Below are 12,491 nucleotides of genomic sequence, written 5' to 3'. Positions count from 1 at the left end.
TTTTTATGAACGTTATGCTTTTTTTATGAAAGGCTGTGAAACGATAGGTAACCGGTTTCATACGAGAATGTGCAGTTCCCTCTGTAACTTCAATAAAAAAATGCAACGTTGTTTTATTTTTGTGATGACGATCTCTCACTGTCGTTCTGTTATGCCAAAAACATCGTAAAACGGCTGAAATGTGTAGAATGACGCATCATTTTTCACTTTCAGGAAGCCCTGATGTCGACAATGCAGGAAGTGGCTAATAAAGCGGGCGTCTCCAAAGCCACCGTTTCCCGTGTACTTTCCGGTAAAGGTTATGTGAGCCAGGAAACGAAAGATCAGGTATTTAAAGCCATTGACGAAGCGGGATACCGGCCAAATTTACTGGCGCGCAATCTGGCGACCAGCAAGTCGATGTGCATTGGCCTGGTGGTGACCAACACGCTGTACAACGGCAATTATTTCAGTGAGTTAATTTCTCAGGCGGCAAAAAAACTCGACGCCAATGGCCGTCAGTTGATCCTGGTCGATGGCAAACACAGCGCCGAAGAAGAACGGGAAGCCATTCAGTTTCTGCATGATTTACGCTGCGACGGCATTATTATTTATCCGCGCTTTTTATCCGTTGATGAAATGGATGAGATCATCGATAAATATAAAAAACCGGTGATGGTGGTTAACCGTAAATTGCGCAAACATCAGAGCCATTGTATTTACTGCGACCACAAAGGTTCCGGTTTTAATGCCACACAGACCCTGATTGAACACGGTCACCATAATATTGCGTTTATCACCGGTTCCCTGGATTCCCCGACGGCAATAGAACGTCTTTCGGGTTATAAAGAGGCGCTCGCCGCAGCCGGATTGCCGGTCAGGGAATCGCTGATTGCGCAGGGAAAATGGTCGCCAGCCAGCGGTGCTGCCGCCGTGGAAACCCTGCTGATGACCGGTCAGACTTTCAGCGCAATTCTCGCCAGTAACGATGAAATGGCGATCGGCGCGATGAAAAAACTGAACGAAGCCGGTATTGCCGTACCCGCACAGGTTTCGGTGATCGGGTTTGATAATATCCCGACCGCGCCGTTTCTTATTCCGGCATTATCAAGCGTGAAAGATCCGGTCAGCGATATGGTCAGTGAAGTCATCAGTCAGATTATTTCCATGCTCGATGGCGGTTATTTGTCCGAACAGAATAAGTTTGTGTCTGAACTTATTTTGCGGGATTCGGTGATTAACGGCCCCTGCGCCTCCATCAGTTTTCCCTAAACGCAGTTTAAATTATCCGTTAAACACAGCGGATTCAGCTTTATCCTGATTGTTGTTTCAATCCTGAGCATCTTTAAGCGCCAAAGACTCAGCCGCACATTGTTGCGGCTTTTTTACATGCTGATTAACTGCTTGTAACGCATGAACATTATGTGCCTTTTTATTAAAGCCCCGAACTTCCCTGCCGATAACACTCCCGTTAGTTAAAACCCAAATAACAGATTTCACTTAAGGCCGATCTTTTTGCTAAATACGCTTAAATTTAAGCACGTTAGAAGCAAAATTTGGCGAAGTAAGAATTTTCTTATGCTAACGTTTCACGGGCACATCACAGCAAAAATGCGTCGGGAACAGGCGCACTATTTAGCCGGACTCTGATTTGGACGGACCCCGTGCAGAGACGGCCAGCTATCAGGCAAAAAATATGAGTGAAGATTCTGATGTACTTTATCGATTGCTGGTTCAGCGCGTAGAAGACTATGCGATTTATATGCTGACTCCCGATGGCCATATTGCGAACTGGAATGCCGGTGCGCAGCGGGCGAAAGGTTATACGCCTGAAGAAGTTGTCGGTAAGCACTTTTCCTGTTTTTACACCGAAGAAGACAGACAAAACGGCTGGCCGCAACGCGGGCTGGAAACGGCGCGTTCCACTGGCCGTTACGAATCCGAAGGCTGGCGACAGCGTAAAGATGGCTCGCGCTTCTGGGCGCACATTATTATTGAAGCCTTGCGCGAAGCCGGGGAAATCATCGGATTTGCCAAAATCACCCGTGATGTCACGGAGCGTCGTGAAACGGAAAAGGCCCTGTTGCAGGCCAAAGAACTGGCCGAATCCAACAGCGAGCAGCTCTCATCCCTGTCACATTTCCTCAATACCGTGATCGCCAATATCCCGTCCTCGGTGATTGTCGAGAATGCCGTCTCGCGCGAAATTCTGCTGGTCAACCGCCAGGCAGAGCGTCTGCTGGGGATTCCCCGCGACAAAATGCTCGGTAAACGCCCGCAGGATTGTATGGGCATCGGACTGAGCACCTTTATTAATAAGCAATCGGATGAATGTTTGCGCGCAGAAGGCCTGCACCGCAGCGAGCAGCAATTACTGACGGCTATTGGCGACCGGACGTTGCAGACCACCAGTTCGGTGATCCGCGGGCACGATCCTCAGACCAGCTACGTGATGATGATTGCTGATGACGTGACGGACCAACAGGCCGCCCACGCCCGTATTCACCACATGGCGCATCACGACAATCTCACCAGTCTGCCGAACCGCATTCTGTTCAGCCAGCGTCTCAGTGAAGCCTTGCAGCGCGACAGCTATACTCACAGCCACACCGCCACGCTGTGTCTGGATCTCGATAACTTCAAGAACGTCAATGACGCGCTCGGCCATCAGGTTGGTGACGAACTGCTGCGCGCGATAGCCAAACGTCTGCGCATGACGCTGCGCGATGACGACACGCTGGCACGCATCGGCGGTGACGAATTTGCCGTGGTGCTGCCGGGGCTGAAAGACATTTCTGCCGCGCACCAGATTTCCAAACGCCTGATTGAATCAGTACGTCCGCCAGTCATTATCGATGGCCATTCGTTATCCGTCGGCCTGAGCATCGGGATTGCGCTCGCCGGTTCGACGGAAAACACCCCCGATCAATTGCTGCGTTGTGCGGACATGGCGCTGTATGAAGCCAAACGTAACGGCCGCAACCGTTATGAAGATTTCCGACTTGAGATGGATGCCGCCGCGCGCAAACGCCGGGTGGTCGAAATGGACTTACGCGACGCCATTACCTGTAATCAGTTGCGTCTTTACTACCAGCCGATCACTGATGCCCGCCACGATGCCGTAATGGGTTACGAGGCGCTCATGCGCTGGCATCATCCGGAAAACGGGCTGATCATGCCGGTCGATTTCATTCCGATTGCCGAAGAAACGGGGCTGATCCACAGTCTTGGCTCATTTGCGTTGCACGAAGCCTGCCGCGAAGCCGCAAGCTGGAAAGGCAGTCAGACGGTTGCCGTTAACCTTTCACCGATTCAGTTCAAAAACAGCGGGCTGCTGTCGGTGGTGGAATCAGCGCTGGAAGCCTCAGGGCTGGATCCGTCACGTCTGGAAGTGGAAATCACGGAATCGGTATTGCTCGATAACACGCTTGGCAATATCAGCACATTGCGGAAACTGAAATCGCTGGGTGTGCGGATTGCGCTGGACGATTTCGGCACCGGGTATTCGTCGCTGAGTTATCTGCGGTCTTTCCCGTTCGATAAAATCAAAATAGACCGGTCATTCATTAACGACATGCACGACAGCCGCGAAGCACTGGCAATTATCCGTGCCATCACCGGCATGAGCCGCAGTCTGGACATTCAGACCACGGCAGAAGGTGTGGAAACCGACGAGCAGTTCCGGCGTCTGAAAGAAGAAGGTTGTACGTTGTTCCAGGGGTATTTCTTCGGGCGCCCTCAACCCTCAGAGTCACGACTAACCGGGTTCGCACCTCTCTGATGATAGGTATTAAACACGGTTTGTGCCGGGGATGATCGGGGGAACAGCGGTATATAAGCCTGTTATTTCTGACGATTGTTTTAGCTCCTCCCCCTGCGAAGGGGGAGGCTGGGAGGGAGTTTTAAGGGTTAACACCCGGTCAAAGTACACTTTAACTATCTGATTTTGCATTAATACCCCACCCCAACCCTCCCCTTCGCAGGGGAGGGAGCTGAACTGAATTCTCTGGCTCCCCTGCGAAAACTTCACCATTACTCACAAACTTGCAGACGAAACCACTGCCCGTGTCCGCTCCGGCTTGCGAATTATTCCTTAATACCCCGCCCGACCCTTTCCTTCTTTGGTAAAGCAACGAAATAGCGAACCATTAGCCAACTTATTCCATTTATTTGACCGGCTTCTCATCCCGCAAAATCACGCACCATTACGATCCGTTAACATTAATTTAACGCACTACACTTGTGCATATAAGATGAATATCAATATCTTATAAAAAATTAAAACGATCCTCTGACTAAAGTGCGTAAATTTTAGTCTTTTGAAATTAAAAACAAATTCTCCTGTTTGCAAAACTTTTTCATGAACCATTACAAAATTGGTTCAGAAAATGCAAAGGACTGATTAACGATTTAATTCCCAGCGGGAAACTGACATATGACAACGCACTCCGGGGCGCTACCCCCTTCTAACGGCACATCGAATTCAGCGCTGGAACAGCTACGCCAGCTGATACAACAGCATCCGGATCAGACACAGCCACTGCCAGCGGAGCGTGATCTGATGCAAATGTTTGATGTCGGCCGCCGTGAAATCCGCCGGGCGCTGGATGTGCTGGAAGAAGAAGGTCGCGTGTGGCGCAAGCAGGGGAAAGGCACGTTTATCGGGCCGAATGGCCCTGCCCAGCCGCTGAGCCTGCAGGCGTTACCGAAACAATCCAACTTGCAGGAAGTGATGGAAGCCCGTCTGCAAATCGAACCGGGGCTGGCGAAATACGCCGCACTGCGCGCTACGCCGGAACAAATCCAGCTGATGCGCCGTTTACTGGACAAAGTGAAAACGATGTCGCGCGGTGATCCGGATCAGATTGAGCTGTGGGACAGCGCCTTTCACCGCGCTATTGCCGATGCCGCGGGTAACCGGTTGTTGCTAGGTCTGTTTGATGCCGTCGACGCCATCCGCCGTGACCCGAGCTGGCTGGCGGTGCGCAACGCGGCACGCAATCAGGAGCGCCTGAACCGTTACGACGATCACCATGAACGTATCGTAGAACACATCGCCGCACGCCAGCCGAAAGAAGCCGCGAAAGTCATGCGCGAGCACCTTCTGGCGCTGCAACAGGCATTTCTTTCAACCCTGCATGATGATGACGAGGATTTTACTGATGACTGACCCCGCCGGACCCGTCAGGCCGCTGTTACACATTAACGACCTGAGGGTGCAATTTTCCGGTTCTCCCGCGACCGTGCTCGACGGTATTTCCTTACAACTGGAAGCCGGAAAAACGCTGGCGCTGGTGGGCGAATCAGGTTGCGGCAAAAGCGTGACGTCGCTGGCGCTGATGGGGTTATTGCCCGCCAGCGCCAAAGTGTTGCAGGGCGATATCCGGCTCAATGATACCTCGCTGCTCGGGCTATCTGAGCGTCAGTACGCCGACCTGCGCGGTCAGGAACTGGCGATGATTTTTCAGGAGCCAATGACATCACTCAATCCGGCGCTGACACTGGGCGATCAGCTTGCCGAAGCGGTGATGCGTCATCAGGGTGTCGGCAAAAAACCGGCCCGCGAACAGGCGCTGGAAATCCTGAAAAAGGTGCAGATTCCTGCGCCGGAACTGCGGATGGAGGCTTATCCGCACCAGCTTTCCGGCGGTATGCGCCAGCGGGTGATGATTGCCATGGCGCTGATCAACCGTCCGCAGTTGCTGATTGCCGACGAACCGACCACCGCGCTGGACGTCACCATTCAGGCGCAAATCCTCGCCCTGCTCAACCGTATTCAGCAGGAAACCGGCAGCGCATTATTGCTGATCACCCACGACCTGGGTGTGGTGGCGGAAGTCGCCGACAGTGTGGCGGTGATGTACGCCGGGCAGATCGTCGAACAGGGTCTGGTGGCCGATATTTTCAATAATCCGCAGCATCCTTACACCATCGGGCTGATGGGGTCGATGCCGTCGCTGGCTCCGCGTCAGGGCGCGCTGTCCACCATTCCCGGTGCCGTGCCGTTACCGAAAGACATGCCGCAGGGCTGCCGCTTCTCGACACGCTGCCCGTTCGCCACCGAACGCTGCCACCAGGAGCGTCCGCCATTGCGCGCCCTGAATCAGTCGCCGCACCACGTCGCCTGTTTCTTTGCGCCGCTGGAAAACTATTTCGTGTTATCCGCCGAAGGAGCCTGCGCATGAGCCTCACTCCCCGCCCCATTCTGGAAGCCGCCGCGCTGAGCAAAGTCTTTAAAGGGCCATCGTCACTATTCAGCAAACCGAAAATCGTGCAGGCGGTAGATCGTGTGTCTTTGCGCGTCTGGCATGGCGAAACGCTGGCGATTGTCGGCGAATCCGGCTCAGGGAAGTCAACCCTGGGTCGCCTGTTATTGCAGTTGCTCAGCGCCTCCGACGGTGACGTGTTTTATGAAGGCGAAAACCTGAAACAGTTTTCGGCTGAACAGATGAAAAAGCTGCGCCGCGACCTGCAAATCATCTTTCAGGATCCGTTTGCCTCACTCAACCCGCGCATGACCGTGGAAGAAATCGTCGGCGAACCGCTGTGGCTGCACAACATTGTCAGTGGTAAAGCAGACAGACAGGAAAAAGTGCGCGAACTGCTGACCACGGTCGGCCTGCCCGCCGCATTCAGCAACCGCTATCCGCATGAGTTTTCCGGCGGTCAGCGCCAGCGCATCGGTATCGCCCGCGCACTGGCGTCCTCGCCGAAACTGCTGCTGGGGGATGAACCGGTGTCGGCGCTGGATGTGTCAGTGCAGGCGCAGGTGGTGAATCTGCTGGAAAGCCTGAAACAACAGTTTGGTCTGACGATGATTGTGGTCGCGCACGGTCTGGCGGTGATCCGCCATATGAGCGACCGTGTGGCGGTGATGTACCTCGGGCAAATCGTGGAACTGGCCCGCACCGATGACATTTTTGATCAGCCGCTGCATCCGTATACCCAGGCGCTGATTGCCTCCGCGCCGCTGCTCACACCCGGTGTAAAACGTCCGGTGCCGATGTTACAGGGCGATATGCCCAATCCGGCCAATATGCCCACCGGCTGCCGTTTCCATACCCGCTGCGCGTTCGCCACCGACGAATGTCGTCTGGTGGAACCGCCACTTGAAACCGTCAGTGACAACCGCATGGTGGCCTGCCACCGCTGGAGCGAACTGCAACGGGACCGCACCTCGGTGCTGGTTCCGCCGCCGTCCGCCGCTTTTACCTTACGGCGTGCGCTGTTTGAACAAGCGAGCCAGTCCCGGCTTTCACTTTCCACTCCAACCTCAACCCAGGGAACCCGACCATGAGATTTGCACCCCGCTTAACTGCCTGCATTCCCGCCTTAATGTTGCTGACGTCTGCGGGCCTCGCCCATGCGGAAAGCACCCTGCGCATCGGCCTTGGCAGCGATCCTGACATGCTGGATCCGGCCACGGCGCGCACCTATTACGGGCGTTTCGTGTTCAGCGCCATGTGTGAGCGTCTGGTGGATGTCGATCAGCATCTTAAAATCGTGCCGGGTCTGGCGAAAGACTGGGCGTACAGCGACGAGGGCAAAACGCTGACCCTGCATCTGCGCGAAGGCGTGACCTTCCATGATGGCGAGAAATTTGATGCGCAGTCGGTGAAATACAATATCGAACGTTACCTGACGCTGCCGGGTTCTTTGCGCAAAAGTGAGCTTTCTTCCATTGAATCCGTGGAAGTCACCGCGCCGTACACCGTGGTTTTCCATCTGAAAACCGCAGACGCCGCGTTGCTGATGCAACTGACTGACCGCGCGGGCACCATGATGGCGCCGGAAGCGACGGCCAAAGGCAATGTGGCGGCGCATCCGGTCTGTTCCGGCCCGTACGAGTTTGTCAGCCGCGTTCAGCAGGACCGCATCGTGCTTAAGCGTTTTGAAAATTACTGGAACAAAGGTGCGTATCACTTCGATAAAGTGGTGTTCCTGCCTATTCCGGATGCGTCGGTTCGCCTGGCCAACCTGCGGGCGGGCGATTTAGACATCACCGAAGGCATTGCCGCCAGCGACACCGCAACGGTGAAAGCCGACAGTAATCTGCAACTGGCCAGTACCACCGGCCTTGGTTACATGGGGCTGACGATCAATATCGCCAACGGCACCGCCAATACCAATACGCCGCTGGCGAAAGATGCCCGTGTGCGTCAGGCACTGTCGCTGGCGATTGACCGCGACGCTTTGAATCAGGTGGTGTTCCAGGGGCAGTACACGCCGGCGAATCAAGCCTTCTCGCCTGCCAGCCCTTATCACGCCGACATTCCGGTGCCAAAACGTGACATCGGGAAAGCCAAAGCGCTGCTGGCCGCCGCCGGGGTGAAAACACCGCTGACAATTGATTTCCTGGTCGCCAACAACCCGACTTCTCAGCAGGTTGCGCAGGTATTGCAGGCGATGGTCAGCGAAGCAGGCATCAACCTGAATCTGCAAATGACCGAATACGCCACGCTGCTCGATCGCCAGCAACGCGGCGAATTCAAAATGAGCATGTCCGGCTGGTCAGGGCGCCCGGATCCGGACGGCAATATCTTCTCGTTCCTCAATACCAAAGGCGGCCTGAACGACGGCAAATACAGCAATCCGCAGGTCGATCAGTGGTTGCAGGAAGCGCGTCTGACCAGCGATGTGGAGAAGCGTAAAGCCCTCTACAAGCAGATTGTGGTGCAGGAAAACCTCGACGATCCGCTGGTGTATCTGTACTTCGAACCGCGCATTTTCGGCATGAGTAAAAAAGTGACCGGTTTCGTACCTTACGCCGACGGGCTGATCCGGCTGCAGGGTCTGGCGCTGAACAAGTAATTGCCTGAGGAAAGACAATGTTAGAACTGGTGGTGAAACGGCTGATTTCAGCCATACCGACGTTGTTTCTGGTCACGCTGATGGTGTTCTCGTTGCAGAAATTACTGCCGGGCGACCCGATCACCGCGATGGCGGGCGAGGAGCGGGATCCGGCAGTGATTGCGCAGTTACGCGAGCAATATCATCTGAATGACCCGATCCCCAGCCAGTATTTCCACTGGGTCGGCAACGCGCTGCGCGGCGATTTCGGTACGTCGCTGCGCACGCAGGAACCGGTATTGCAGCTGATCGCCAGCAAACTGCCGGTGACGCTGGAACTGTCGCTGCTGGCGATGATTGTGGCGCTGATTATCGGCATCACCATGGGCGTGCTGGCGGCGGTGAACAAAGGCACCTGGATAGATAACGGCACCAATTTTCTGGCGCTGTCGGGGATTTCGATCCCCCATTTCTGGCTGGGTGTGCTGCTGATTATGTTGTTCTCAGTGAAACTGCACTGGCTTCCTGCGTCAGGTTACGTGCCGTTCTCAGAAGATCCGCTGCAAAACCTGAAAACCATGCTGCTGCCTGCGGCGGTGCTCGGTACCGGCCTTTCTGCCACCCTGATGCGCCATACTCGTGCGGCGATGATTGCGGTTCTCAAGGCGGATTACATCCGTACCGCCCGCGCCAAAGGGCTGCTGCCGAAAAAAGTGATCATGAAACACGCGCTGCGTAATGCGCTGGTGCCGATTATCACCCTGACCACCTTGCTGTTCGGCGAACTGCTGGGCGGCGCGGTGCTCAGCGAGCAGGTTTTCACCATTCCGGGCTTTGGCAAAATGATTGTCGATTCAGTGTTTAACCGCGATTACGCCGTGGTTCAGGGCGTGGTGATGGTGGTCGCCGTCGGTTTTCTGCTGATGAACCTGCTGGCCGACGTGCTGTACGTTCTGGTCAACCCACGCATGCGGAGAGCCTGAGATGAGCGTTTCTGTGATTTCCGTGACAACGTCACTCCCTGCCCGCGAGCCAAACCGCGTACTCAGCAAATTTCTGCGCAATAAAAGCGCAGTGACTGGCGCGGTGCTGGTCATCACCTTCGCCTTGCTGGCGTTGCTCGCCCCGTGGATTTCGCCGTTTGATCCGATCAAAGCCGATTTCATGGCGGTACGCAAAGCGCCTTCCGCCCTGCACTGGCTGGGCACCGATGAACTGGGCCGCGACATTTTATCGCGCCTGTTCTGGGGGGCACGTACCTCGCTGATGGCCGGCTGTGTATCAGTCATTATCGCGATTGTGATTGGTGTGCCGCTCGGCCTTATCGCCGGTTTCTGGCAGGGCTGGATGGACAGCATTATCTCCCGCGTGGTCGAAGCGCTGCTGTCGTGTCCGTTTCTGGTGCTGGCGATTGCGCTGGGTGCTTTTCTCGGCCCAAGTCTGGGTAATGCAATGATCGCCATCGGGCTTTCCGCCATGCCGATTTTCGCCCGCCTGACGCGTGCGCAGGTGATGAGTATCCGCAACGAGGAATACATTGAAGGGGCGCGGGCGATTGGTCTGCCCGACCGCTGGATCCTCTGGCGTTATGTGCTGCCGAATGTGCTGTCGCCCATTCTGGTGCAGGCGACCCTGGCGATTGCTTCAGCGATTATCACCGAAGCCAGCCTGTCGTTTCTCGGCCTCGGCCAGCAACCGCCGGACGCCTCGTGCGGCACGATGCTTAACACCGCGCGCAGCTTCCTTGAGCAGTCGCCGTGGATGTCAATTTTCCCCGGTCTGGCGATTTTCCTCACCGTACAGGGTTTCAATTTGCTGGGTGACGGGCTGCGTGATGCGCTCGACCCGCGTTCTGAATAAACCGTTTGCAGCTTTTTTAAGGAAGAATACATGTCTGAGAATTACGATTTTAATGTGGCTTATCCGACCCTGCGTCCGACCATGATGGGTGCCAATGCGGTCTGTGCCTCGCAGCCGCTGGCGGCTCAGGCAGGCATGAAAATGCTGATGTTGGGCGGTAATGCTGCCGATGCCGCTATCGCCACTGCCATCGCACTCACCGTCCTTGAGCCGAGCGGCAACGGCGCAGGCAGTGACGCATTCGCGATCGTCTGGGACGGCAAAAAAGCCCACGGACTCAACGCTTCAGGCCGTTCACCGGCAGCGTGGACGCCGGAGTATTTCGCGGACAAAGGGTTAGATGCCGTACCGACCTACGGCTGGGATGCGGTTACCGTGCCGGGTGCAGTCTCCGGCTGGGTGGCGCTGGCAAAACGCTTCGGTACCCTGCCGCTGACCACGCTGGCACAACCGGCGATTGATTATGCCCGTAACGGTTTTCCGGTATCGCCGCTGATTGGCCGCCTGTGGGAAATCGCGGTGAAAAAACTGCATAACCAGCCGGGCTTCATGGAGTGTTTCGCGCCCGAAGGTCGTGCGCCGAAAATCGGTGAAATCTTCCGTAATCCGGCACTGGCTGACTCACTTGAACTGATCGCCAGAACCGAAGGCGAAGCATTTTATCGCGGCGAACTGGCGGAAAAAATAGTGGCGCACAGTCAGGCCCACGGCGGCGCAATGACGCTGGACGACCTGGCGAATCACCAGGCCGACTGGGTGGAAACCCTGCAGCAGTCGTTTGCCGGTGGCTCGGTTCATGAGTTGCCGCCGAACGGTCAGGGTATCGCCACGCTGATTGCACTGGGCATTCTCGACAAGCTGAATATCGGCAGCCAGCCGGTGGATTCGGTGGAAACCACGCATTTATGTATTGAAGCGATGAAACTGGCACTGGCGGATCTGGACCAGCACGTCACCGACAGCGACCATATGTTCTTCGATCCGCAACTGTTCCTGAACGATGATTATCTGGCAGAGCGGGCAAAACTCATTGACCGCAGCAAAGCCAGCGACGTGACTTACGGTGCACCGCGTCCGGGTGGCACCGTGTATCTGACGACGGCAGATTCCAGCGGCATGATGGTGTCTTTCATTCAGTCGAACTACATGGGCTTCGGTTCCGGCGTCGTGGTGCCTGGCACCGGTCTGAGTATGCAAAACCGTGGCTGCGGATTTACGCTCGACACGGCGCACGCCAACTGCGTCGCACCAAACAAACGCACGCTGCACACCATTATTCCGGCCTTTGCGCAGGATGCGGCGGGCAAACCGCTGATGTCGTTCGGCCTGATGGGCGGTCCGATGCAGGCACAGGGACATCTGCAACTGGCGTTGCGCGTGATGCTGTATAAACAAAATCCGCAGGCCGCCATCGATGCGCCGCGCTGGCGGATCAACGGCGGGCGTCAGGTGGCGATTGAATCCACCTTCAATCACAACACGCTGGCAGCGCTGCGCGCAATGGGCCACGAACTGATCGTGGAAGACCCGCTCGGCGGCCACTCGTTTGGTGGCGCGCAGGTGATTGTCACCAATCCGGCAGGCGGTTATCTGGCAGGCACCGAATCCCGCAAAGATGGTCAGGCACTGGTGATGTAGGTCGGGTTTCACTCTGCACCGCGAGCGGGTTTTGCCCTGCTCCTCCCCCTGCGAAGGGGGAGGCCGGGAGGGGGTTTTAAGGGCTAACACCCTGTTTAAACAAACCTTAACATCAGTTTTTGACCTTAATACCCCACCCCAACCCTCCCCTTCGCAGGGGAGGGAGTTACCCCCGCCTTTGTGACTTCCCTTCCAAATCTTCGCTAAATCCATGTAATTCGATC

9 protein-coding genes are annotated in these 12,491 nt (G+C 55.7%); all 9 read left to right on the top strand.

The window, feature by feature from the left end:
- Positions 1-222 precede the first annotated feature (222 nt).
- The 9 genes from LC431_RS10510 to LC431_RS10470 all read left to right on the top strand — a co-directional run bounded on the left by LC431_RS10510 (position 223) and on the right by LC431_RS10470 (position 12,267).
- On the top strand, positions 223-1,251 hold the full coding sequence (locus LC431_RS10510) for a LacI family DNA-binding transcriptional regulator (protein WP_223509782.1): 1,029 nt from the start codon (positions 223-225) through the stop codon (positions 1,249-1,251).
- A 424-nt stretch (positions 1,252-1,675) separates the two neighbouring features.
- On the top strand, positions 1,676-3,760 hold the full coding sequence (locus tag LC431_RS10505; RefSeq protein WP_013575708.1) for a bifunctional diguanylate cyclase/phosphodiesterase: 2,085 nt from the start codon (positions 1,676-1,678) through the stop codon (positions 3,758-3,760).
- Between the two features lie 654 nt (positions 3,761-4,414).
- A complete protein-coding gene (locus LC431_RS10500; RefSeq protein ID WP_013575709.1) occupies positions 4,415-5,149 on the top strand; it encodes a FadR/GntR family transcriptional regulator in 735 nt (244 codons plus the stop codon).
- Entirely contained in the window at positions 5,142-6,164 is a 1,023-nt protein-coding gene (locus tag LC431_RS10495) for an ABC transporter ATP-binding protein (RefSeq protein WP_223509780.1), read from the top strand. The genes LC431_RS10500 and LC431_RS10495 overlap by 8 nt, the downstream gene beginning before the upstream one ends.
- A complete protein-coding gene (locus tag LC431_RS10490; protein WP_153375711.1) occupies positions 6,161-7,276 on the top strand; it encodes an ABC transporter ATP-binding protein in 1,116 nt (371 codons plus the stop codon). Before LC431_RS10495 ends, LC431_RS10490 begins: the two co-directional genes overlap by 4 nt.
- Positions 7,273-8,790: an ABC transporter substrate-binding protein gene (locus LC431_RS10485; protein ID WP_223509778.1), complete on the top strand. Its 1,518-nt coding sequence runs from the start codon at positions 7,273-7,275 to the stop codon at positions 8,788-8,790. Before LC431_RS10490 ends, LC431_RS10485 begins: the two co-directional genes overlap by 4 nt.
- Before the next feature lie 17 nt (positions 8,791-8,807).
- Positions 8,808-9,752 (top strand): ABC transporter permease, encoded by a 945-nt coding sequence (locus LC431_RS10480; protein ID WP_013575713.1) that lies wholly within the window; start codon positions 8,808-8,810, stop codon positions 9,750-9,752.
- Between the two features lies 1 nt (position 9,753).
- A complete protein-coding gene (locus LC431_RS10475) occupies positions 9,754-10,629 on the top strand; it encodes an ABC transporter permease (protein ID WP_223509777.1) in 876 nt (291 codons plus the stop codon).
- A 30-nt stretch (positions 10,630-10,659) separates the two neighbouring features.
- Positions 10,660-12,267 carry a gamma-glutamyltransferase family protein gene (locus LC431_RS10470; RefSeq protein ID WP_131637785.1) on the top strand — a complete coding sequence of 536 codons (1,608 nt, stop codon included), beginning with the start codon at positions 10,660-10,662 and terminating at the stop codon, positions 12,265-12,267.
- Positions 12,268-12,491: the final 224 nt, after the last annotated feature.

It is taken from the genome of Rahnella sp. GSA61A, from assembly GCF_019969905.1.
GTDB classification, from domain to species: domain Bacteria; phylum Pseudomonadota; class Gammaproteobacteria; order Enterobacterales; family Enterobacteriaceae; genus Rahnella; species Rahnella aceris.
This window is presented reverse-complemented; position numbering and strand designations above follow the sequence as displayed.